Origin of the sequence: Agrobacterium sp. CGMCC 11546, from assembly GCF_013365515.1 — a bacterium.
In the GTDB taxonomy this organism is placed as follows: domain Bacteria; phylum Pseudomonadota; class Alphaproteobacteria; order Rhizobiales; family Rhizobiaceae; genus Agrobacterium; species Agrobacterium fabrum.
Genome location: NZ_CP047388.1, coordinates 1,879,597 through 1,902,463 on the forward strand (window position 1 = coordinate 1,879,597; position 22,867 = coordinate 1,902,463).

17 protein-coding genes and 3 pseudogenes are annotated in these 22,867 nt (G+C 59.9%); 7 read left to right on the forward strand and 13 right to left on the reverse strand.

The window, feature by feature from the left end:
* The first annotated feature begins 1 nt into the window (after position 1).
* The 6 genes and pseudogenes from GSF67_RS23120 (at position 2) to GSF67_RS23145 (ending at position 6,894) form a co-directional block, all read left to right on the forward strand.
* Positions 2-1,333, forward strand: coding sequence for an FAD-binding oxidoreductase (locus tag GSF67_RS23120; RefSeq protein WP_176072090.1), 1,332 nt, complete (start codon positions 2-4; stop codon positions 1,331-1,333).
* Between the two features lie 136 nt (positions 1,334-1,469).
* Positions 1,470-3,131 (forward strand): annotated as a pseudogene (locus tag GSF67_RS23125) (peptide ABC transporter substrate-binding protein).
* Between the two features lie 129 nt (positions 3,132-3,260).
* Positions 3,261-4,211 (forward strand): annotated as a pseudogene (locus GSF67_RS23130) (ABC transporter permease).
* Positions 4,212-4,252: 41 nt separating this feature from the next.
* Positions 4,253-5,143, forward strand: a complete 891-nt coding sequence (locus tag GSF67_RS23135) for an ABC transporter permease (RefSeq protein WP_006311981.1) — start codon at positions 4,253-4,255, stop codon at positions 5,141-5,143.
* An 11-nt stretch (positions 5,144-5,154) separates the two neighbouring features.
* On the forward strand, positions 5,155-6,480 hold the full coding sequence (locus tag GSF67_RS23140) for an FAD-binding oxidoreductase (RefSeq protein WP_006311982.1): 1,326 nt from the start codon (positions 5,155-5,157) through the stop codon (positions 6,478-6,480).
* Between the two features lie 66 nt (positions 6,481-6,546).
* Positions 6,547-6,894, forward strand: coding sequence for a cupin domain-containing protein (locus GSF67_RS23145; protein ID WP_006311983.1), 348 nt, complete (start codon positions 6,547-6,549; stop codon positions 6,892-6,894).
* A gap of 65 nt (positions 6,895-6,959) precedes the next feature.
* On the opposite strand, the gene GSF67_RS23150 is transcribed toward GSF67_RS23145, so the two are convergent.
* The 9 genes from GSF67_RS23150 to GSF67_RS23190 form a co-directional block, all read right to left on the reverse strand.
* Complete coding sequence (locus tag GSF67_RS23150) at positions 6,960-7,904, reverse strand: isoaspartyl peptidase/L-asparaginase family protein (protein WP_006311984.1); 945 nt, start codon at positions 7,902-7,904, stop codon at positions 6,960-6,962.
* A gap of 44 nt (positions 7,905-7,948) precedes the next feature.
* Positions 7,949-9,487 (reverse strand): hydantoinase/oxoprolinase N-terminal domain-containing protein, encoded by a 1,539-nt coding sequence (locus tag GSF67_RS23155; protein ID WP_176072091.1) that lies wholly within the window; start codon positions 9,485-9,487, stop codon positions 7,949-7,951.
* Positions 9,484-10,560 (reverse strand): DUF917 domain-containing protein, encoded by a 1,077-nt coding sequence (locus tag GSF67_RS23160; protein WP_006311986.1) that lies wholly within the window; start codon positions 10,558-10,560, stop codon positions 9,484-9,486. The genes GSF67_RS23155 and GSF67_RS23160 overlap by 4 nt, the downstream gene beginning before the upstream one ends.
* Positions 10,561-10,675: 115 nt before the next feature.
* Entirely contained in the window at positions 10,676-12,271 is a 1,596-nt protein-coding gene (locus GSF67_RS23165; RefSeq protein WP_176072100.1) for an ABC transporter substrate-binding protein, read from the reverse strand.
* A 49-nt stretch (positions 12,272-12,320) separates the two neighbouring features.
* On the reverse strand, positions 12,321-13,454 hold the full coding sequence (locus tag GSF67_RS23170) for a DUF917 domain-containing protein (protein ID WP_176072092.1): 1,134 nt from the start codon (positions 13,452-13,454) through the stop codon (positions 12,321-12,323).
* Positions 13,447-15,003: a hydantoinase/oxoprolinase N-terminal domain-containing protein gene (locus tag GSF67_RS23175; RefSeq protein WP_006311989.1), complete on the reverse strand. Its 1,557-nt coding sequence runs from the start codon at positions 15,001-15,003 to the stop codon at positions 13,447-13,449. The genes GSF67_RS23170 and GSF67_RS23175 overlap by 8 nt, the downstream gene beginning before the upstream one ends.
* Positions 15,004-15,019: 16 nt before the next feature.
* Entirely contained in the window at positions 15,020-16,666 is a 1,647-nt protein-coding gene (gene nikE, locus GSF67_RS23180; RefSeq protein WP_006311990.1) for an ABC transporter ATP-binding protein, read from the reverse strand.
* Between the two features lie 4 nt (positions 16,667-16,670).
* On the reverse strand, positions 16,671-17,552 hold the full coding sequence (locus GSF67_RS23185) for an ABC transporter permease (RefSeq protein WP_006311991.1): 882 nt from the start codon (positions 17,550-17,552) through the stop codon (positions 16,671-16,673).
* Positions 17,552-18,580 carry an ABC transporter permease gene (locus GSF67_RS23190; RefSeq protein ID WP_006311992.1) on the reverse strand — a complete coding sequence of 343 codons (1,029 nt, stop codon included), beginning with the start codon at positions 18,578-18,580 and terminating at the stop codon, positions 17,552-17,554. The genes GSF67_RS23185 and GSF67_RS23190 overlap by 1 nt, the downstream gene beginning before the upstream one ends.
* A gap of 135 nt (positions 18,581-18,715) precedes the next feature.
* On the opposite strand from GSF67_RS23190, the gene GSF67_RS23195 reads away from it, so the two are divergent.
* On the forward strand, positions 18,716-21,067 hold the full coding sequence (locus GSF67_RS23195; RefSeq protein WP_176072093.1) for a LuxR C-terminal-related transcriptional regulator: 2,352 nt from the start codon (positions 18,716-18,718) through the stop codon (positions 21,065-21,067).
* Positions 21,068-21,215: 148 nt separating this feature from the next.
* On the opposite strand, the gene GSF67_RS23200 is transcribed toward GSF67_RS23195, so the two are convergent.
* The 4 genes and pseudogenes from GSF67_RS23200 to GSF67_RS23210 form a co-directional block, all read right to left on the reverse strand.
* Complete coding sequence (locus tag GSF67_RS23200) at positions 21,216-21,635, reverse strand: ROK family protein (RefSeq protein ID WP_006311994.1); 420 nt, start codon at positions 21,633-21,635, stop codon at positions 21,216-21,218.
* Between the two features lie 22 nt (positions 21,636-21,657).
* Positions 21,658-21,765: pseudogene (locus GSF67_RS26105) on the reverse strand (ROK family protein); the annotation flags it as partial.
* A gap of 322 nt (positions 21,766-22,087) precedes the next feature.
* Positions 22,088-22,492, reverse strand: coding sequence for a hypothetical protein (locus tag GSF67_RS23205; RefSeq protein ID WP_176072094.1), 405 nt, complete (start codon positions 22,490-22,492; stop codon positions 22,088-22,090).
* A 44-nt stretch (positions 22,493-22,536) separates the two neighbouring features.
* Positions 22,537-22,755, reverse strand: coding sequence for a hypothetical protein (locus tag GSF67_RS23210; RefSeq protein WP_003521599.1), 219 nt, complete (start codon positions 22,753-22,755; stop codon positions 22,537-22,539).
* Between the last annotated feature and the right edge of the window lie 112 nt (positions 22,756-22,867).

Here is a 22,867-nt window from a genome sequence, read left to right on the forward strand (position 1 = left end):
CATGCCCGGTCCTTATGTCGTCCCCGTTCATGGCGATGCGGAACTACCGAAAGAAGTCGATGTCGTCGTCATAGGCGGCGGCATCGTCGGCACCTCCACTGCGCTCGAACTCATCGATCAGGGGCTGCGTGTCGCCCTTTGTGAAAAAGGCGGCATTGGGCACGAGCAATCGAGCCGAAACTGGGGCTGGGTCCGCATTTCCCGTCGCGATCCGCGGGAAGTACCGTTGATGGCGGAGGCGCTTCGGATCTGGGCCGATCTCAATCGCCGGACCGGCCGGGAGACCGGTTTTAAACAATCCGGCATCGTCTTCACCTGCGCCAATGACAAGGAATTTTCCGAGCACGAACGCTGGAACCGCAATCTGGAGGGATATCAGATTGAAAGCCGCATGCTAAGCGCGGCGGAATTCAAGGCGAAGTATCCCGGCTCAGACATGAATGTTGCGGGGGCGCTTTACACTGCCGGGGACTGCCGCGCTGAACCCCAGCGGGCCGCGCCCGCGATTGCGGAAGCGGCACGCGATCGTGGTGCCTTTATCCTGACGGAATGTGCTGTGCGTGGGTTGCAACTTTCCGGCGGCAAGGTCTCCGGTGTGGTGACGGAACGGGGTGAAATTGCCTGCAAAGCGGCCGTCATGGCAGGCGGCGCATGGTCGAGCCTGTTTCTGGGCAACAACGGACTTGATCTACCACAGCTCAAGGTAATGAACTCCGTGCTGAGGACAAAGCCGCTGGAGGGCGGGCCGGAAAAGGCGATCTGGTCAAACGGCTTTGCGATCCGCAAACGCCTCGACGGCGGATATACAATCGCAAACGGCTTCCAGAATATCGTCGATATCGTTCCGGCGTCTTTCCGTTATGCGGCGAAATTCCTGCCGGCGTTGCGGCACGAGTGGCGTTCGCTCGATCTGCGTCTGACGGGCAGGTTTTACGATGAGTGGCGTATGCCGCGCCGCTGGAAGCTCGATGAGCCATCGCCCTTCGAATATAATCGGGTGCTCGATCCAGTTCCGTCGACGAAGATGACGGACGGCGCCCTTGCAAAGCTCAAGCAGGCATTTCCCGTCTTCGAGAAGGCAGAAATCGCGCAACGCTGGGCGGGCATGATCGATGTGACGCCGGACGCCATTCCGGTCATCGATGCCATCGATGCCATTCCGGGTTTCCATGTCGCCACGGGTTTTTCGGGACATGGTTTCGGAATAGGTCCGGCGGCCGGAAAACTCATGGCCGATATTGTCACCGGCCGCACTCCGATCGTCGATCGCTACGATTTCCGTTTCAGCCGCTTCAGCGACGGTTCGAAGATCGAACTGGTCAGCGGGTTCTGAGGCCAGGTCCTGGTACGGACATGACCTGTCACGTCAAGGCATAAGGCAGGCAACTGTCGAAGGGAGCCAAACTGCCCAAAGAGGCGGAAGAAACAATAATCGTCATGTTCAACCATCGGATCAAGGGGAACTAAAAATGTCCGACCAGAACAAGCCGCTTATGAATACCACCCGCCGCCAGGCACTTGGCCTTTTGGCGCTTGGCGCATCCGGTGTCGTCCTTTCAGGCCTTCCGGGCTTTTCCCGCGCAATGGCGCAGGAAAAGTCCGCCAAAGGCCAGTTGACCGTCGGGTTCTCGCAGGAACCCACTGTTTTCAACCCCCATATGCCTCATATCGAAGTTGATGAAGGTATCCATTTCAGCATTTTCGACCCACTCTTTTATGTCGATGACAAAGGCGCTTTTGTTGCTGCCCTCGCCGCTGAGGTGCCGACCGTCGAAAACGGCGGTATTTCCGCCGATGGCCTCGCTTGGAAAGTCAAACTTCGTGACGACGTCAAGTGACACGATGGAAAGCCTTTTACAGCCGAAGACGTGAAGTTCACGCTTGAACTGCTCGTCGATCCCAACTTCCGGTCGTGGCGCAAGACCGGGCATGAGTTTGTGCGTGATCTTACTGTGGTCTCGCCAACGGAAATCACCTGGAAGATGGAAAAGCCCTTTGCGCCATATCCATCGATCCTCGCGTCCACATTCATTACCCCGAAACATCTCCTGGGTGCGGAAGCTGACCGCAACACGGCCGCCTACAACAACGCCCCGGTTGGAACGGGCGCCTTCAAGTGGAAGGAGCGTGTTGCCGGAGACTACATCCTGCTTGAAGCCAATGCCGATTATTTCGGTGACGGCCCGCATATCGAGCGTTTGATCTACAAATACGTGCCCGATCTGAACGTTCTCTACACCCAGTTCAAGACAGGCGATATCGACGTGGTCGGCCTTCAATGGATCACGCCCGACCACTATGACGAGGCCAAGGATCTGTCCGGCAAGGTTGTCAATGTCGTGCCGGGCTCGACGATTGAATCACTCTCGTTCAACATGGAGCGACCGCAATTCAAGGATCCGGCCGTCCGGGAAGCGCTTTACGCTGCGATCGACAAGCAATCGATCATCGAGGCGCTTTATTACGGTCTACCCGCGCCCACGGAAAGTTACGTCCCGCAGCAGTCCTTCTATTACAATCCTGATCTGCCCAAACATGAATATTCCATCGAAAGAGCGAAGAAGCTGCTGGAGGATGCTGGTTGGGTCGCCGGTGCAGATGGCGTCCGAGCAAAAGATGGCGTGAAGCTTGCCTTCACCTGCTCGACAACGGCGGGAAATCACATCCGTGAACAGGTGCAGCAATACATACAGCAATCCTTTAAGGATATCGGCGTGGAGATGACCATTTCCAACCTGCCGCCTGCCGTCATGTGGGGCGACTACTGGATGCTGTCGAAGTTCGATTCCGTTATTGTTGGGCTCGATTTCCTGACCGGCCCCGACCCCGATACGTCGGACTTCTTCCGCTCGACATCGAGTCCGGCGAAAGGCGGTTCGGGACAGAATACCTGGCAATTTGCGAACAAGGAGGTTGACGAACTTCTTGCGAAGGGCGGCAGCCTCTTTGTGCCGGAGGAGCGCAAGGCCGTCTACCTGAAGATTCAGGAGATCATGCGCAAGGAACTGCCGCTGCTGCCGCTCTTCCAGTATGCGACGGTACGCGGGCATAAGCAGGGTGTCGAGAACGTCAAACCCAATGTCAACACACGCATCGATACCTGGAACGTTGCGACCTGGCACCTGGCGTAAGGGCCAGCCACAGAACGGGGCCTCGGCCCGAGCTATGTGGAAAGCACCGGCGTCAAGGTCGCCGGTGCCGTGACGGCTATTCGTGGACGGGTGTGAGGCTTGTCGACGATGCGACCTGGAGTTTGACCCATGCTGACCTTTCTTCTGCACCGCATATGGCAGAGCCTCGTGCTTTTGCTGCTTGTCTCCATTATCGGTTTTGCGATCCTCAATCTCGCGCCGGGCGGGCCTCTCTCGCAATTTGCCCTCACTCCTGGCATGACGCGGGAAGCGCTTGACCGTATCGCCCACCAGATGGGCCTCGATCGGCCGTTGCCGATCCAATATCTCGATTGGGCCTGGCGATTGTTGCAGGGGGACTGAGGTAAATCCTATCGCGACCAGCGTCCGGTTCTCGACATCATTTCCGGACATCTGTTTGCGACATTGCTTCTGATGGTTTCATCGACAGTCGTATCGGTCCTCGTTGGCACGTGGATCGGGATTAAGGGGGCCGTCAAGCGCTACACGCTGTTCGATTACACCGCGACAGTCGGTGCGATGATTGCGCTCTCCATTCCAACTTTCTGGTTCGGCCTGGTTGCGATTTATGTTTTTGCGCTACGGCTGAAATGGCTACCGGCGGGCAATATGTATACGATCGGTGATCAATCCCTCTATGATTATGCGATCCACCTGATCATGCCGAGCCTCGTGCTCGCCCTCGTGAATATTGCCGTCTGGAGCCGCTACATGCGGACAGCCACGCTTGACGTCATCAATCAGGATTTCGTCCGCACCGCCCGTGCCAAGGGGCTGACCCCGCGCAGGGTGTTGATGAAACACGTCGTTGGTAACGCACTTCTGCCGATGATCACCCTTGCCGGCCTGCAGCTTCCGACGATCCTCGGTGGCGCCCTGGTAACGGAGACCGTCTTCACCTGGCCAGGTATGGGGCGTTTGTTCCTCGATAGCCTTGGTTATCACGACTATCCCGTCGTGATGGGGCTCCTGATGTTTTCCGCCATCCTCGTGCTGTTCGGCAGTTTGCTTGCCGACCTGCTGGTCGCCCTGGTCGATCCGCGCATCAGGCTCGGATGAGGCCTGGTCGCCGGACGGCGCAACCAATCGAAGGAAAGATCATGTCCGCTGCAACACTCCAACAATCGCAGGACGCGCCACGGTTTCACTGGTGGCAGAACCGCACGCTTCGTCGTTTTGCCCGCCACAAGCTGGCTGTACTAGGCGTCATCATGATTATGATCATGATTTTTGCCTGCGTCCTGGGGCCATATCTCTTGCCTTACGACGAATTGTTCATCGATTTGCGTGCACGCTTCGCGCCGCCACTGACCGGCTATCATATATTCGGTACGGATCCACTCGGACGTGACATTGCTGCGCGACTGTTCAATGCAGGTCGCATCTCACTGCTTGTCGGCTTTTTCGCCATGGTGCTGTCTACCTTGATCGGGACAGTCATCGGTGTTGTGGCCGGGTATTACGGTGGACGTATCGGGGCAATCCTGATGCGCTTTGTCGATGCATTTCTTTCTTTTCCGAGCATTTTCCTGCTTCTGGCACTGGCCGCTTTTGTCAAGCCAAGCCCGTTCATGATCACGCTCATCATCGCCGTCACGAGCTGGATGGAAATTGCGCGTCTGGTCGAGGCGGAGGTTCGGTCACTTCGCGAACGTGATTTCGTCATGGCGGCTCGTATGCTCGGCCTGCCCAATGGCTGGATCATGTTCCGCGAATTGCTCCCGAATGCCATCGGGCCGATCATCGTCGCTGCCACCTTGACGGTTGCGCGGGCCATCCTTCTCGAAGCCTATATCAGTTTCCTTGGTTACGGCATTCAGCCGCCGCTGCCGAGTTGGGGCAATATGTTGAACGGCGCCCAGCAATATCTCGACAAGGCTCCGTGGCTCGCGATCATACCCGGTGTCGCCATCACGCTGGCCGTCACCAGCTTCAACTTCATTGGCGACGGGCTTCGCGATGCGCTCGATGCCCGCACCGATCTGAATTGAGAGTCAAGGCGATGGCTTCTTTCTCACCTTTCGATGTGACGCTGTGGTATTCAACAGCCGCTCCCGCGCCACTGACAGAACCGCTATCCGGTCGCATCCAGGCCGATGTCTGTATCGTCGGTGCAGGTTACACTGGTCTGACGACCGCGCTTGAACTGGCAAAAGCCGGGGTCGACGTCGTTCTTCTGGAGCGGCAGGAGATCGGGTTTGGCGGTTCCGGCCGAAATGCCGGGCATTGTACCCCCACTTTCACTCATTATAGCCTGCCCGAGCTGCGAAAGATGCTGGGCGAAACCTGGGCCGAGCGGCTTATCGAACGGCAAACACGGGCGAATGATCGGGTGTCGCACATGATCCGCGACTACCGGATCGACTGCGAATGGGTGCAGAACGGTTATGTCATGGGCGCTCCGCACAAGGGCGCGATTGAGGAAATCAGGCGTAAGGTAGAGACCTACAATGCTGTCGGTGCGAATACCCGGCTGCTCGGCCGAGATGAGGTGGCTGCCATCACGGGGAGCCCCCGCTTCCATGGCGGATGGCTGCACGAGGAGGCGGGCCACCTCAATCCGCTCGCTTATGCCAGAGGGCTTGGCGGCGCGGTTGTTCAGGAGCGCGGAAGAATATTCACGGGCTCGAGCGTAACCGGCTGCGAGCGCAATGCGACCGGCGGCTGGAAGGTGTCGACAGAGCACGGCGAGGTCATCGCATCCAAGGTGATCTTCACCACTGGAGCCTACACTGTCGGCGGATGGCCCAAGCTCGATCAGACCTTTAAGATTCAACGCGTTTTCGTTGCCGCGACGCAAATATTGTCAGAGGAGACACGTCGGACTGTCCTGCCGCAAAACACCACGATCCACGACGGCCGGGGTGACATCTATGTCTATAAATACAATGCCGAAGGCCGCATTGTAGCATCGATGTTTCCCATGGGACGCCGCGGGCGGGACATCGTCTATACGCGACAGGTCATGAGCGATCGCCTGAAATGGCTGCACCCTCAGATTTCTGCGGATATTCGCTGGGACTATTTCTGGTTCGGCGAACTGGATATGCAATATCGCACCGTTCCGCGTCTTTATGATCTGTCGCCGGGTGTCGTCGCCCTGACCGGTTTATCTGGTCGTGGCGTGCCGACCGGCTCCATGCTTGGTTCCATTCTTTCGGAATGGGCGCTCGGAAAGCCGGAGAACGAACTGGCCTTGAAAGTTGAGCCGCTGAAGTCCGCACCATTCTACATGAGTTTCGCGCCAGCCATGACGCTAAGATATTACCGCATGCGCGACAACATCGCCACGAGGCTCGCGGGCATGGAACTACCGCCCCATGCGTGAGGCCGGACACGGCCGCGAACATCATCAATCCTCGGTCCTCAAACCAACACAGCAAGGAAAAAGCCCATGACAATGCCGATTTTCAATATTTCCGATGACGTGGATCTTGTGCCGGCAATGCCGGCGGAGGGCCGCGACGGCGGCTCGTATCGCCGTCAGATATGGCAGGACGACGTCGAAAACGGCACCATCGTTGCCGTCTGGATGGCCGAGCCCGGCATCTATAATTACGCTGGTCGCGATCTCGAGGAAACCTTTGTCGTCGTAGAGGGCGAGGCGCTCTATTCGCAGGCTGACGCCGATCCGGTGAAGATCGGTCCGGGCTCAATCGTCAGCATCGCCAAGGGTGTTCCAAGCCGTCTCGAAATCCTCTCTTCATTCCGCAAGCTTGCCACCGTCATTCCAAAGCCTTGATATGGGATATGGAAGAGGGGCGCTCCAAAGCTGGAGTCCCCTCCAATGGTGACGAAATTCCGGGCTTATAATTTGACGGCGTAAGCTTCAGCGTGAGTGGCCACAAACGCCTCTCCAGACGCCGTAACCCAGCCGCGGAACATGCCTGGTGTATTGTACGGAGCGGTAATGCCGCCCTTCGCATCAATGGCGACCAGACCGGCACCGATATCATAGGGAGCCAGGTCCCTGTGCACGAGATTGCCGGCGGCGGTTTCCAGATCCTGTCCGAGATAGGCGACGCGTGACGCGATCTCGTGGCCGACGACATAACGGATGAAAAACTCACCCTTGCCGGTGCCGGAGACCGCGCAGGCGCCGTCGCGCGCATAGGTGCCGGCGCCGATCACGGGGCTGTCGCCCACCCGGCCATCCGGCTTGTTGGTATAGCCGCCGGTTGAGGTGGCCGCAGCAAGGTGCCCCGCCGCATCGAGCGCCACCGCGCCGACGGTTCCGTGCTTTTCGTTTTCCGTCGCTTCCGTGCCTGTGGCTGCATGGCGCTTCATCGCTGCCAGTGCCTCGAGGCGTTTTTGCGTGGTGAAATAGGACTGAGGTTCGGTGGCGAGACCCTTCTCCGTGGCAAAGCGATCCGCAGCCTCTCCTGTGAGATAGACCGCCCGTTCATCCACCATCAGTGCGCGGGCCGCCTTCACAGGATTGCGAATGGCGCGGGATGCGCTGATCGCGCCTGCCGAAAGCGTGGCCCCGTCCATGATCGAGGCATCGAGTTCGTGAATGCCGTTTTCGTTCAGCGCCGCCCCGTGTCCCGCATTGAAGTGCGGGCTGTCCTCCATGACGACGACCGCTGCCTCAACGGCCTCGAGCGCTGTTCCGCCCGCCTTCAGCACGCCATAACCGGCCCGCAGCGCTGCTGCCAGATCTTCACGGGCCGCGGCCCATTCCGCCGCCGTCATGCTGTCTTCGGGCATCACGCCGCAACCACCGTGAATGGCCAGTGCGATCTTCGTCATTTGATAACTCCTTCGTCGCCCAACTTTGGCAGGGCCTCTTACAATCAATGAAAGGCGATATCGCCGATGACCCGCACGCGAACCCGCCGCGCCCCGCCGGGTAGATAGGCGATCGGAATATCCTCCACCTCAAGCGTCTTGAGGCTTGTCCGCTCCGCGCCTGAAGCAACCGCTGCGTTCTGCGCTTCGGTCTCGGCTTTCGCAAGGGCTTCATCACGGCTCAGGCCCGAGAAAACCTGGTCGACCTCGCCGGAAACCTGCGCCATCGCCGCGCCCAGCGCATTGGCAACGCCGGCATTTTCAACACGCAGTACGTCCGACGCGCCCGGAACCGTCTCGGGGATCAGGAATGCCCCGCCGCCGACGGCAACCAGCGGCACATCTTCGGCTGATGTCTTCATCTGGTCGAAGCTGTCGGCCACCATGTTACGGATGCGTTGAAGTGTTGCCTGCACGAAAGTCGAATCAAGGTCTTTCACACGGTCGCGGTCGCCTATTTCGATCAGGCCTGCGGCAACGGCGATATCCGATGTCGTCAGTGTCTCGCCGCCGAAAACGCGGGCTTCCGTCAGGATGCGGTAACCGACCGAGCGCGGGCCGATCTTGCCCGTCTCAGGGTCGACGATGGTGCCGCCGCCGAGCGCAATCGGCAGAAGATCGGGCATACGGAAGAGCGTGCGCACCCCGCCAATATGGACGATATTGTTCGCCTCTCGCGGAAATCCGCCGACAAGGCAGCCGATATCGGAGGTGGTGCCGCCGACATCCACCACCATCGCATCGGAAAGACCGGTGAGGAAGGCAGCACCGCGCATCGAATTGGTCGGGCCGGAAGCGAAGCTGTGCACGGGATTGGCCGCAGCGACATCCGCGAGCGACACGGTGCCGTCATTCTGGGTCAGATAGAACGGTGCTTTCACGCCCGCTTCGCGCAGCGCATCCGAAAATGCCTGCACTGTCGTCTTGCCAAGCGTCTGCAAGGCAGCATTCAGGAGGGCGACATTCTCACGCTCCAGAAGCCCGATACGCCCAAGCGTATGGGAAAGCGTGATGCGTGCATCGGGGATCACAGAGCGGACGATTTCAGCCGCCCGTACTTCGCACTCCGTGGTCAGCGGCGAAAAGGTCGCGGAAATGGCGATGGAGGTGATGCCCGCATCGCGAATTTTCATCGCCACCTCGCGGATTTCATCCGGGATCATCGGCACCAGCGGACTGCCGTCATATTCGTGGCCGCCATGCACCATGAAGATCAGAGGATCGACGGCGTCGTGCAGATCATTTGGCCAGTCGCACATCGGCGGCAGCGAAGAACCTGTCGGCAGCGCAATACGGAGCGCCGCAACCCGCTCTAGCCGGGCGCGCTCCACCACTGCATTGGTGAAATGGGTGGTGCCGATCATCACCGCATCAATTGGCCGGTCCGCCGCGCCGACATGGCCCGCCACATGAGCGAGGGCCGCCTTTACGCCGGACAGAACATCCTGCGTCGTCGGAACCTTGATGGAGGCAACAATCGTGTCTCCATCGATCAAAACGGCATCCGTATTGGTGCCGCCAACGTCAATACCGATGCGTTTCATGGGAATACCGATCTGAAATCAATGTCATAACCGAAGGCGCGCGGGCCGACCGCGTCGATGCCGGCAGGCGTCGTCAGAAGTTCAGGCGCGGGCAGGGCGACAACCGTCACACGCTGGCCGTAACGCACCGATTCCGTGCCGATGGCGCCGCCGGAAACCGTGTCGAGAAGGCAAAGCAGGTCGGGCGTCATGGCAACCGGCTGGCCGTCGCGGAAGGCGACCGCCCATTCGTTCTGGAAGGCCAGTTCCATGCGCGAACCGCGGTCGGCATCGATGCCTTCGATGGTCGTGCTGCCGCGCAGGAAACCACCCGTGGTCTCGCGGGCGACATCCACCACCTTGCCGCGGAACAGCTGCTTGCCGCCCTCATGATCGAGAACCGCCTGGACGGGATCATCATGGCGCGCACGCGCCTCCATCACCGCGCGCCCGAGTTCCGTTGCCTTGGTGACGGTGTAGTGAATGCCCCATTCCTTCACTTCCTTGCCGGTGCGCGGCGCCTTGCAGGTGGCGGCGGTGGAGCCGACTTCGGTGCAGACCTTGCGCGAGATGCGCTCCATCCATTTCCACGATGCAGCGCGCGTCACGATCACCTCATTGTCGCGGACATCGACCAGCGACAGCGGAAACATCGGCAGGTTGCCGATGGCGAAGGATGTCATCTGTGCTTCGGGATAGGCGCGTCCCATCGCATCGGCATTCACGACCGGCCGGTCGAGCACGGCGGCGGCGAGGAAGGATGACAGTGCGTTCGAACCGCCGATTTCAACGCTCATGATCGCCCGGAACGGCTTGCCGAGATAATCCTCCATCACCTCGACGGCGCGGGCGAGATGCGCCGGATCCCCCAATCGCTCCTGACCAACGAGCGGCGCCCCCATTTTGGAGACGACCGCAACCATGTCATCATCGGCAAGCGCCATGGGATCCATGACCTTCACCCGTCTGCCCTCGGCATAAAGACGGCGCAGATTGAGCGTCGAAATATAGGGATTACCTCCACCGCCGGTTCCCAGAATCCAGGCGCCGGTGGCGAGAGGTTCGATATCGTCTTCGGAAAATTCCTCGATCATGCGTCATCCTCGGGCATGCCGCAGCCTTTCCGGCCACAAGCGATGCTCCTTCCCTTTGTCGTTCTGGTCTCATCGGTCCCGCCCTGAGGCGGGGCCGGTTTTCATGAGGCGGAGATCACTCCGCCTTGCAGTCCCAATGGAAGTTGGAGAAGTTCAGGTCCCAGCTCTGCATCGGAATGAACTCGTAACCCTGAAGGCACTTGTTCGCCGCATAACGGCGGTTCGGCGCAACGGCCCAGACGTCCGGCTGAAGATCGGCGATCTTGGTCTGCAGTTCCTTGTAGGTGGTGTTCTGCTCATTGACATCGGTGGTGGCGCGAACCTTGTCGATCAGGCCGTCGATTTCCGCGTTCTGCAGCCATTCCATCGACATCCAGGTGCCGGAAGCCTTGGAATGATACTGATTGTAGAACATCGAATCCGGCGACGGATAGGTTGGCGAAATGTTCACCTGCATCGATGCCGGCGTCGTTTCCGGCTTGGAGGACAATTCGACGATACGGTTCCATGGCTCCGGCTTGATATCGAGCGTGATGCCGACCTGCTCGAGGCTGGACTGCAGAAGCAGCGCCACTTCGGCCTCGAAGGCCAGCGAAGCGACATAGCTGTTGACGAGCGTGATCTTCTGGCCGGCATATTTCGACTTCGCCAGTTCTTCCTTGGCCTTTTCCAGATCGTAGACGCCGGGCTGGATGTCGCCATTATGCGCATCCTTGAACGCGTCGGAGAGCGGTCCGCGCATGTCGAAGCCGGGATAGATCACTTCCTGGATCGTCTTGTAGTCCGTCGCGTAGGCAATGGCGCGACGAACGTGAACGTCGTCGGTCGGATAGACCTTGGTGTTGAGCTTGATGACGAAACCGCCGGCGGTGCGGGTCTGGATCAGCTTGTAACCCTTCATGCGGCCGATGGATTCATAAGTGTCATTGCCAAGACCATGCGAGGAAAGGCCGAGTTCACCCTTTTCAGCCAGCGCCTTGACGGTGGCGTCGTCGCTGGTCTGCACGAAGCGCACTTCGTCGATCGGCTTGCCCTTGCTCCAGCCGAGAAAATAATCGGCATTGCGGGCGATGACCATGTCGGCGGAACGGTTGTAGCTGACAAGCTTGTACGGGCCGGAACCGGCGGAATGTTCGCCGACATAGGCCTCGCCCCACTTGTCCTCGGGCTTGGCATTGGCTTCGATGAGCGTCTTGTTCATCGCCATCATCAAGGGCGTTGCCGCCATGAAGGGCGAAAACTGACGCTCGATCTTCATGACCAACGTCGCCTCGTCGGGCGCGGTGACGTTTTCGGGCTTCAATACGCCGACGATCAGGTTCGACGGGCCCTTGTTGATCCCGAGCAGGCGCTGGATCGACCAGGCAAGATCGGCAGCCTTTACGGCCGTGCCGTCCTGAAATTTCGCGTCGTCGCGCAGGTGGAAGGTATAGGTCAGGCCGTCTTGCGAAACATCCCAGGATTTCGCCAGATGCGGCACGATTTCGCCCTTGGCGTTCACCGTGGTCAGGCCGTCATACATGTTCACGATGGCCATGTAGCCGGTATAGTCAGTCACTTTCGCCGGGTCGAGCGAACTGAATATCTGCATGGTATTGACCGCGACCGACACCTTGTCTTCCGCAAAAGCAGCGGAAGGAACAAGCGGCAGCGCCATTGCCGTGCCGAGCGCAAGCATGGCAAGGCGGGAAGAAAGTCCCGGCATTTTCATTTTCATTATCGTTCTCCTCTTTATTGCGGGTCATTTGCCCCGCTTATGGTTAGGCAGCCTTGCTGACCGGAAGGGGCAGCGGTGAGAAAGGAATGTCCGGATAGCCGAAGGCTGCCGGACCAACGACCTCGAGCGCGCGGGCGCTGCGCAGCAGATCGTGGCAGGGAATGACGATAACGGCCACGCGCTGGCCGTAGCGCAGCACTTCAGTGGTGATGGGATAACCCGTGTCGACATCGAGCAGGACGATCAGGTCGGGAACCGTCACTTCCACCTTGCCATCACGGGAAAACAGCAGGAATTCGTTCTGGATGGCGACGCCCGCCGTCTGGCCGGCGCAATCGTCGAAACCGGACAGCGTGAGATCGCCGACCGCAAAACCGCCGCGCAGGTGGCGCTTCAGATCGGTGATCTTGCCGTTGAAAATGCGCCGTCCGCCTTCCAGTGCGCAAACCGCGGCAATCGGGTCTTCCTGCTGCTTGCGGGCGCGGATCACCGCCTCACCGATGGCAATTGCCTTGGTGTAGGTTTTCGGGATGCCGTACTGGTGCACGTAATGTGCCTGCATCGGCGCTGTCGCCAGCATTGCGCCGCCTCCCTGCGCCACTACGCAGGCGCGCGCCATGCGCTCGTGCCAGACTTCGGAAACGGCATGGCTGAAGATGACAGCATTGCCGTGCAGATCGCACATCACCGATGGTGTGGAACTATGCCCATAGATGGAGAATGTCGTCATCTGCATTTCCGGGAAAGCCCGGCCCATGCCGTCGCAATCGAGGATAGGCAGGCCACCCAGCGCCGCCGTCACCAGTGGGTTCATGGAGTTGGAGCCGCCGATTTCCTCGCAGACGATGGCGTCTACGGGCGTGCGGATCAGCTCTTCCATGGCGCGCAGGCAGCGCAGGCCTTCGCGGCCTTCGCGAATGCGCTCGACGCCGACAACAGGCGCGCCGATGCCACCGATCGACATGCAGAGCGCGTCCGGCTCGATGGCGTCGGTCGCGAGGATCTTCATCTCGTAACCGGCCTTCATGGCCTCCAGCGCCAGCAGCTTGCCGAGATAGGGATTGCCGCCGCCACCCGTGCCGAGAATACCGGCACCGATTTCCAGCGCGTCGAGATCTTCACGGGTCAGCGTCCGCAATGCCGCTTCGTCATATTTCAGCTTGCGCGTCTCAGCCATGATTGGCTCCCATTTCTCCAACAACTTTCACATGAATGCGGGTGGCGTTGCCCGGCAGGTAGGCAAGCGGCATGTCCTCGCGCTCGATGACCTCAAGCGTTTCGGCAATCGCACCGGCGGCAATCGCCTTCTCGCGTGCTTCGGCCTCGGCTTCTGCAAGCGCACTTTCACGCGTGCGTCCTTCTACCAGCGAGAAAACCCGGTCCGTCTCGCCGCTGATCTGCGCGATCGCCGCGCCGACGGCGTTGGCCACCGCGAAATTCTCAGGCCTGATGACGTCCAGATTGCCAATACGGTCCGGCATCAGGATCGAACCACCGCCAACGGCGATCACCGGCACCGGTGAGGACGAGATGCGGCTGCGCTCCACGCAAGCCTCGAGCATGTCGTTTATCTTGTTCACCGCCGCATCCACGAGCCTCTTGTCGAGGCTGGACACCAGCGCTTTTTCGCCCACATCGGCCTTGCCGGAGGCAACCGCGATATCGGTTGCCGTCAGGGTCGAGCCGCCGAAGCAGAGCGCATCGCGGCGGACGCGGTAACCAACGGATTTCGGGCCGACGGTCAGGCCATGGTCGCCATTGACCACCAGAGAACCGCCGCCAAGACCGATGGAGAAAACATCAGGCATGCGGAAATTCGTGCGCACGCCGCCAATATCCACCGTCGTGGACGCCTGGCGCGGGAAGCCGTGCGACAGCGAGCCGACATCGGAGGTGGTACCGCCGACATCAACCACGACCGCATCCTTGAGACCGGTAAGGAACGCCGCACCGCGCATGGAGTTCGTCGGGCCGGAAGCGAAGGTGAGCACGGGGAAACCACGCACCACATCCGCCGCCATCAGCGTGCCGTCGTTCTGGGTGATGTAGAACGGGCAGGTGATGCCCGCTGCCTTCAGCGCTTCGCCGAAAGCCGCAACGGTGCGGTCGGCAAGCGATAGCAGGCTGGCATTCATGATCGCCGCACTTTCACGCGCAAGCAGACCGTGACGGCCAATATCCTTGGACATGACCACCGGCAGGCCGGGGCAGCGGTCCTGCAGGATTTCCTTCGCCCGCACTTCCATAGCATCATTGATGCCGCTGAAAACGCAGGTGACGGCGGCTGCCTTCAGGCCCTTGGCGCGAATATCGGCGGCGATGCGGACGATTTCGTCCTCATCGAGCGGCGAAATTTCGCGACCGTCGAACTCGTAACCGCCGCGCACCTGGTAACCGTGGTTGCCAACGATTTCCTTCAGATCATCCGGCCAATCAACCATGGGTGGCAGGCCGGCGCCGGATGGCAGACCGATCCGGATGGCTGCGACCTCGTCCATATGCCGGCGCTCGATCACCGCATTGGTGAAATGCGTGGTGCCGATCATCACGGCACCGATGCGCGCCCGGTCGATGCCCGACGCCTCGATGACCTTTTCAAGGGCTTCGATGACACCGGACGTCACATCCTCTGTCGTGGAGGCCTTCACCCCTGCCAGAACGGTTTTATCCTGCAACACAACGGCATCGGTATTCGTGCCGCCGACGTCAATTCCAACGCGATACACGTCAGGCTCCTCTTTATCAATCTGTCGTTTTTACGAGGAAGCGCATGCGCTCTTCCTCGGTCACGGTGGGTTTCAGACGCTCTTCCTCGTCGGTGACGACGGGGATGGCCGCTATCAGGGCGCGGGTATAGGGATGCGACGGCTCGGCGAAGACCGCCGACGTCACGCCCTCTTCGACAATCTCGCCACGCAGCATGATGGCGATGCGCGAACAGAAATTGCGCATCAGCGACAGGTCGTGCGAGATCATCAGATAGGTCAGGCCAAGCTCCTCGCGCAGCTGCAGCAGAAGGTCGATCACCGTCTTCTGCACGGAGACATCGAGTGCTGCCGTTGGCTCATCGAGGATGAGGATTTTCGGCTCGGCCGCCAGTGCGCGGGCAATCGCCACGCGCTGCTTCTGGCCGCCGGAAAGCTCATGCGGATATTTGCCGAGATAGGATTGCGGCAGTCGCACCAGCTCCATCAGTTCCTGCATGCGGCTTTCACGCACCTGGCCGTCCATGCCGATGGATTTCAATGGCAGAGCGAGCGTCTGCCTGACGGTACGCTTCGGATTGAGCGAAGTACCGGGATTTTGGTAAACGATCTGCGTCAGGCGCTTGCCGCGTTCAGGCACCGGGGCGTCAATGACGAGATTACCGGAAGTGGGACGCGAAAGGCCCATGATCATGCGCGCAACCGAGGTCTTGCCGGAGCCGGATTCACCGGCCAAACCGAACACTTCGCCTTCCTTCAGCGTGATGTTCACGTCGCGCACGGCATGGTAGCCATTGCGTCTGCCGTAAATCTTGTTGAGGCCTTCGATGGTGATGATCGGCTGCCGCGTGCTTTGGGCGAGATCCGTGACACGGGAGCCATAGAGCGGCGGCACCGCATCCAGCAGCGAACGCGTATAATCCGCAGCAGGAGAATGCAGGATTTGCGTGCAGGGACCAGTCTCAACGATATCACCGTGATGCATGACCACGACCCGGTCCGCCACCTTGCGCACGACGCCGAGATTGTGGGTGATCATCAGCAGTGCCATGTTTTCTTCGGCAACCAGCTGGTTGATGAGGTTGAGGATTTCATCCTGCGTGGTCACGTCGAGTGCGGTGCCGGGCTCATCGGCGATCAGAAGCTTCGGCTGGTGCAGAAGCGCAAGCCCGATCAGGACACGCTGGCGCATGCCGCCCGAAAGTTCGGACGGATAGGCATTCATCACCCGCTCGGTATCGGCAAGCTGCACCCGGCGCAGAACCGCTGCGATGCGGTTGCGGCGCCCAGCCTTGGACGAATTGATACCATCGCGTTTGTCGGCAAAGCGCATGACATCATCTAGATGCGTGCCGATTTTGAAGACCGGATTGAAGGAGGATAGCGGGTCCTGCATTATCAGCGAAAAGGCCGTTCCCTTCAGCGCCTCACGTTCTTTGCGCGGCAGAGCAAGCACATCCCGGCCATCGATGATGATGGCGCCTGATGTGATCGCGGCATTCTTCGGCAGGGTGCCGATGATCGTCTTGGCGGTGACGGATTTGCCCGATCCGGTCTCGCCGATCAGCGCCACGCGCTCGCCGGCGGCAACCGTGAAGGCGACATTGCGCAGCACCTGGCGGGTGCGGCCGTAATTGGAGAAGGTGACGTTGAGGTTTTCGACCTTGAGAAGCGGTTCAGTCATGACTTTAGCTTTCCACGTCGAACATGTCGCGCAGGCCGTCGCCCAGCAGGTTGAAACCCAGCGTCACGTAAAGCACGGCCGCGCCGGGGCAGAGCACTTCCCACCAGAAATCCGGCATGAACTGGCGCCCGTCGGCAACCATCGATCCAAGGTCTGGGGTCGGCGGTTTGACGCCGAAACCGAGGAAGCTCAGCGTTGCGCCGAACAGGATAACGAAGGCGGCATCCAGCGTTGTCTTGACCGATATGACCGAGACGCAATTGGGCAAGATTTCACGAAAGAGAATGTGCAGCGGGCCCGCCCCGGCAAGACGCGCGGCTTCGATGTAGTCTTCGGAGGCAATGGATTTCGATACCGAATAGATCAGCCGCGCATGCCAGGTCCACCATAGCAGCGTGATTGCGATCATGGCGTTCGTCAAAGTCGGTTCCAGGAGGTTGGAGACCGCGAGCGCCATGACGAGCGGCGGCATGGCCAGCATCACATTCGTCAGGCCGCTGATGAGCTTTTCGGTCCAGCCGCCGAAATAACCGGCAACGAGGCCAAGTACCGTGCCGACAGGCACCGAAATGCCAAGCACGCCGATGACGAGAAGCAACGAAACCCGCAGCCCGAAGATGGTACGGGAAAAGATATCGCGTCCGGCCTTGTCGGTGCCGAACCAGTGCTCCAGATCCGGCGGCATGTGGCGGGCGCGGAAATCGACAACCGCGCCGATATGTTTGGGATAGGGCGTGAGCCATGGCGCAAAGACCGCCAGCACCAGCACAGACAAAAGGATCAGCGAACCGATGACCGCCGCCGGATTACGGCTGAAGCGGTACCACATCATGTAACCGGCGCTTAGGCCCCGATCGGTGGGTTCGAGCATTTTCATATCAGCCATCAGCGAGCCTCCTTGCGGCGCAGGCGCGGGTCGATGATCGAGATCAGGACATCCACGATCAGGTTCGCAACGATGAAGAACAGGCCGGCCACCAGCACCACGGCGGTCACGGCATTGAGGTCTTTCTGAAGGATGGCGTTCAGCCCATAGGAAGCGAAGCCGCCCCAGGCGAAGACCATTTCGATCACGAAGGCATTGCCGATCAGCGACGCGAATTCGAGCCCCATGATCGTCAGCGGCGCGATGGAGGAAAGCTTCAGCAGATAACGGAAGATGATGACCCGCTCCGGCACACCGAAACTTTGCAGGGTCAGCACGTGGTCCTTGCGCTGGTTCTCGATCATCGAGGAGCGCGTGATGCGAGTGATCTGGCCGATGCCCGCCATGGAAAGCGCAAAGGCCGGCAACGCGAGATGCTTGAGCGCATCCAGCACCACATCGAACCGTCCGGCCAACGTGCCGTCGATCAGGATGAAACCGGTTGGACCGCCCTGCCAGCCGAGCCCGTGGTCAAGCCTGCCGATGATCGGCCAGCCGGAGAGAAACCGGGCGGCCAGCAATTGCAGCGTGATGGCGAAAAGAAAGCTCGGGATCGTCACCCCGGTGAGCGACAGGATGCGGCCGATATGGTCCAGCGGCCGATCGCGGTAATGCGCGGTGATGACGCCGAGTGGAATGGCGACGGCGAACATGAAGATGACCGAGACCAGCACCAGCTCGACCGTGGCCGGAACGGTCTGCGCCAGATCGGTGGTGACCGGGCGCTGGGAAACCAGTGAGAAGCCGAGATCGCCGTGCAGGGCGTTGCCGATATAGTCGAGATATTGAACGGCGAGCGGCTTGTCGAGACCCATCTCGCCGCGCAGCGCATCCACCTGTTCCTGCGTTGCCGCCGGGCCGAGCGCCATGCGAGCGGGATCACCCGGCACCACACGGGCCAACGCGAAAATCATGATGGACAGGGCGATCATGACCAGCACGAAAGCGCCGAGCCTGTTCAAAATCGCGACCAGCGGATGTTGCTGCATCGGTGGAACGTTCCTTGTGCATCAGTTGTCTGAGCACAATTTTTCACCGCATGTCGGTTTGAACAATTGCTGAAAGGTATAGTTTTTTGAAAGATTGGTATAGGTTTTGTTGATTAAATCTCCTATCCCTCGGGAATGATGCTTTTGCCCCGCACCCGCCTTTGCCGTCGTATCGCCTGCGAAACCGCCGGTGTCATTTTTCTGCGTGCGCCGGCAGGAGCGGGGAAAAGCGTGCTGCTGGAGATGCTTGCGAAAGAGCTGGGCACCACCATATGCCGCACGCACCAGCCGCGAAGCGACGATGTGGCTAATGGCCGCCTTCTGTGGGACGTGCCGGTCTTTGCCCGGGCAGTGCGTATGCCTGCCAGCATTCTGGAATCGGTGCGCTTCGTGGTCATCGCGTGCCGCCCCGATCAACGGATCAGCGGGCTGGCGCGACAAATCCTGCATCGCGGTTCGCTCACCATCGGACCGGATGAACTGGCACTAGGTAACGATGAAGCCGAAAGCCTCCCATTCGAACAGCGACGCATCGCGCTTGAGGATTTTGCGGGATGGCCGGCCTTCCTGGCGTTGGCCCGGCAGCCGGATGAAACGCTGTGTGCAGAATATCTGCGGGAAAACTATCTGCCGCATCTTTCCCCCGCCCAGACAGTCGAGCTTTGTTTGTGGCTCGAAAATCCGTCTGCTGAACCCAAGGCGGAGTGGAGGGAATTGCTCCCACCTTTCCTCACCGGACGTCCCGAACAACATCCCACGCTCTTTCGGCTTTTGACCCTGGCGGCACGCGACCGTCTCGCCACCTTGCAGGTCGGCAGCGCCGTGGTGGAGGTCGCCTCCGCCTTTGAAAGGGCAGGGAATTCGCTTGCGGCGATGGCGATGTTGCTCGACCGGGGCCATGAGACCCATGCCGCACAGATGCTTGAACGCGCCCACGGCCGTGAACTGATCTACCGAAGCAGCGTCGACAGGTTTCGTGAGATCATCATGCGGTTTTCACAGGATATGATCGCAACGAACGAAACCGTGCTGTTTGCCGTGACCCGCGCCCTGCTGAAACAGGGAGAGTTACAACGCGTGCGGCATCTGGTCGGCAAAAGCCTCGGCTCGGACTATCTCGATCCGCTGAAAGTGCTTTCCCGGGACTCGCGGTTTTCTTTCGCTGCCCGAACCTTCCGGCTAAACCTGATGATCGCCGAGGACCTGACGCCCAACGACGCGATGATAACGCGCCTCGGCGAATTCATGGCCGATTATCCCTTGGACGATCACGGCAAATGGGCGGCTTATTATAATGCGTTGCTTGAATTCGAAATCCGCCGCCGCAATTTTCGCGAGGCGGAGGCCGCGGCCACCCGCGCCCTCATCTATCTGCGCAAGATGGGAGGGCAGCCTTTGCTCGAATTCTTCATCCATCTGCACCAGATCGTGCTGCGGCTGATGAGCGGCGACGTGCTTCTGGCTCGCCGGGCGGCACAGGAGGCGCGCGCAAGGCTGGAGCAGGTGCCGCATGATGCGGTGCAGGAGTTCCGGATGTTGCGGCTTGCCGAGGCCTGTCTCGCCTACGAGGCGGGAAAGCCGCGTGACCTGCTGCATTTTGTTGAGCACGAGTTCGATCAATTCGCCGCCGCCGAAATCTGGCCAAGCCTGATGCAGTTTGCGCTGTTTTACGCCTCGCAGGTGCTCATCGACCATTTCCCGATGACCGTTCGTGCGGGTTTTCTGGACGGTCTCTGGATCCACCTGTCGGAAGGGCTTCAATTCCACGCGATGATGGAGATCAGGACGGCCATCGCCTACCAGAATGCCAATCGCTGGGCGGATGCCGCCGCCACTCTTTCGGCAATCCGCATGCCGATGGGCCGCAACTGGGTGGAAAGTGCGCATGAGGACCTGTCGAGGCTGACGCGTCGTGACGAGATCGCCTATGTCATGGCGTGGCTACGCGACGCCGTGCATCTCTTTACGCCGCGCGCCTATCTCTCCCGCCAGATAGACGCGATGATCGCCAACCCCAAGGTTACCAACCGGGAAAAAGTAGCGCTCAGGATCTGGCAGAGCTATGCCGCGCATCAGCGCCGCGACAATGCCGCTGCCCGCGCGCATATTCTTACAGCCCTTGAATCCGCGACCCGCCTTGGCTGCAGAGGTGTGTTGTCGAAGGAGCGTGTGTTCCTGTCACCGCTCTTGAACAATCGTCGCATCCGCAGTTTCATCGAGACCTCCTCCGATGTCCGCACCGCGCTGTCGATATTTGCCGACTCGGTAAACTCGCCGCAGGCGCGCGCCCTGCATGGCGGGCTTTCCCAGCGGGAAGCGCAGATGCTGCAACTGCTTGCCAGTGGTATGTCGAACAAGAAGATCGCCCAGACGCTGAACATCTCGGAAGTGACGGTAAAGTTTCACCTGGGCAACCTTTTCCGGAAGCTCGATTGTAACCGGCGCTCCGAAGCCATTCGCGCAGCGAAGGCGCTGGACTGGCTTTAACGTGTCAGTGCTGATCGGCTTTGGTCACATGGTTTGGAGTTTTTCGATACCTGTTTCACGGCGCTGACCAATTAAACAAGTCGCGTCGGGCGAGCCACTGTTGTTCACATTTGACAGCAAAGCTCGGACTGAGCGCAAATCTGTTCCTTCACCTGAGCGCCGGGTGCGCACTGTGACGCAACATCACCATTTCGACGTTCTGCGCCTTCATCTGTTCCTCAACCACGAGAATGGCGGCGCCTATGATACCAGCGTCGGGGTCTGGCGGCGCTATCACCAGTTCCAGTTCCCTGGTCGCCAGCGGAAGCGAGCGTTTGTAGACCAGTTCGCGAATGCCGGCCAGAAGATGGTCGTTGGCAATGGCCAGCGTGCCGCCGATGACGATCATCTGCGGGTTCAGGATGCTGACGAGGCTTGTCATGACCTCGCCGAGAATGCGGCCGGACTCCCTGACGAGGTGAATGGCAAGCGGCTGTCCAAGTTCGACAAGCCGGGTCACGTCGCGGGCGGTATGGGCCTCGACGCCCTCCCTGCGCAGCTCGCGGGCGATTGCCCCAGCCGGCGGCACGCGCCTCGACGCAGCCGATCTTGCCGCAGCGGCAGAGTGGCGCGGGCTCGCGCGCGAACTGGATATGGCCGATCTCACCCGCCGCACCTTGCGCGCCGCGGTAGAGACGGCCGCGTTTCCTCGGTCTCACGGATCAATCCCGCATCGATCAGGCCTGCGAGTTTCTGGTGGACAGTCGCGCGCGAGAGACCAGCAGAACCGGCCGTCCATCGCGCCAGTGCTCGATATCGATCGTGCCGGGCCGGAAGAACATCTACATGCACGCGGCAGTATAGTAGCGGTCGGGCTTCAGCGCCTCGGCATTGGCCAATCCCACTTCCGACATGGCTGTTGTGGTGCTGTCGCGTTCGGTTTGCGAGGAGGGCCAGCAGGTGCCTTTGCTCAACACAAAGGCCTGCCTCGGTGCATAGAAGGCATCATGCCACCGAGGTCAGATGTTGTTGAGCTGCGCCTCACACGCCCTTTATGATATTGCAGATGCCCTCGCGAATGACGTTCTTGTCAGCGATCTGTCCTGCCTGGATATTGAAAACAGCATCGATCCGGACAGCATTGCCTTTCTGGCGCGCCACCACCCGCAGCGTCTGAATTCTGCCGCTGCCGCTGGTTTCCTGATGGGCATCGATCGACGAAAGTGCCTTGTTGATCTGGATCCCGGAGAAGCCTTCTGCCGCGACTGCCTGGGCAAGCTTCTGAAGGACGGCAGGTGCCTTGGCTTTCGGCAGCTCCTGCCAGGACTTGTAAGAGACGGCAGTCACCATCGACACACCCGAAACGGTGAAGTTTTTCTCGCAGGAAGCTGCGAAGGCAGGGCTTGAGAAGGCGATGAGGCCAATGGCCGCAATAAGAGATTTCATTGCTATGATCCGATTGTTGGTGAAGTTTTCAGCTGTTACCCCCGTCAGAACGACGACCGTTTTCCCCGGTAGGTCGATGGCGGCGGCAGGGCCTCATGAGCTTGTGCTAGCGTTTCCAGCCATGTTGCGAGCCCATCAGGAACGGCTTCATTGCCGGCTTCCAGCGCTTCGATCCAGGAGAGTTCGCATTGCAGGGCAGAGGCAATATTGATTGGCGTCCAGCGGATCACCCGCAGGCATTCATTGAAGCGATCTGGCGACATGATGATTTGTTATGTTCCCCGTCATTTTCTTACTGAAGCTTGCCCACGTAGGCAAAAGAGTCAATCATTTATGCAACTTTTGATTGGCGCAAGTTCGATTGCTTGGAGGGGA

What these genes read in the sequence shown, in the direction of transcription:
- GSF67_RS23165 (WP_176072100.1), bottom strand. Translation starts at nt 12,271, where the DNA reads ATGAAAATGCCGGGACTTTCTTCCCGCCTTGCCATGCTTGCGCTCGGC.
- GSF67_RS23210 (WP_003521599.1), bottom strand. Translation starts at nt 22,755, where the DNA reads ATGTCGCCAGATCGCTTCAATGAATGCCTGCGGGTGATCCGCTGGACG.
- GSF67_RS23120 (WP_176072090.1), top strand. Translation starts at nt 2, where the DNA reads ATGCCCGGTCCTTATGTCGTCCCCGTTCATGGCGATGCGGAACTACCG.
- nikE (WP_006311990.1), bottom strand. Translation starts at nt 16,666, where the DNA reads ATGACTGAACCGCTTCTCAAGGTCGAAAACCTCAACGTCACCTTCTCC.
- GSF67_RS23150 (WP_006311984.1), bottom strand. Translation starts at nt 7,904, where the DNA reads ATGACGAAGATCGCACTGGCCATTCACGGTGGTTGCGGCGTGATGCCC.
- GSF67_RS23135 (WP_006311981.1), top strand. Translation starts at nt 4,253, where the DNA reads ATGTCCGCTGCAACACTCCAACAATCGCAGGACGCGCCACGGTTTCAC.
- GSF67_RS23190 (WP_006311992.1), bottom strand. Translation starts at nt 18,580, where the DNA reads ATGCAGCAACATCCGCTGGTCGCGATTTTGAACAGGCTCGGCGCTTTC.
- GSF67_RS23205 (WP_176072094.1), bottom strand. Translation starts at nt 22,492, where the DNA reads ATGAAATCTCTTATTGCGGCCATTGGCCTCATCGCCTTCTCAAGCCCT.
- GSF67_RS23155 (WP_176072091.1), bottom strand. Translation starts at nt 9,487, where the DNA reads ATGAAACGCATCGGTATTGACGTTGGCGGCACCAATACGGATGCCGTT.
- GSF67_RS23160 (WP_006311986.1), bottom strand. Translation starts at nt 10,560, where the DNA reads ATGATCGAGGAATTTTCCGAAGACGATATCGAACCTCTCGCCACCGGC.
- GSF67_RS23195 (WP_176072093.1), top strand. Translation starts at nt 18,716, where the DNA reads ATGATGCTTTTGCCCCGCACCCGCCTTTGCCGTCGTATCGCCTGCGAA.
- GSF67_RS23170 (WP_176072092.1), bottom strand. Translation starts at nt 13,454, where the DNA reads ATGGCTGAGACGCGCAAGCTGAAATATGACGAAGCGGCATTGCGGACG.
- GSF67_RS23140 (WP_006311982.1), top strand. Translation starts at nt 5,155, where the DNA reads ATGGCTTCTTTCTCACCTTTCGATGTGACGCTGTGGTATTCAACAGCC.
- GSF67_RS23185 (WP_006311991.1), bottom strand. Translation starts at nt 17,552, where the DNA reads ATGGCTGATATGAAAATGCTCGAACCCACCGATCGGGGCCTAAGCGCC.
- GSF67_RS23145 (WP_006311983.1), top strand. Translation starts at nt 6,547, where the DNA reads ATGACAATGCCGATTTTCAATATTTCCGATGACGTGGATCTTGTGCCG.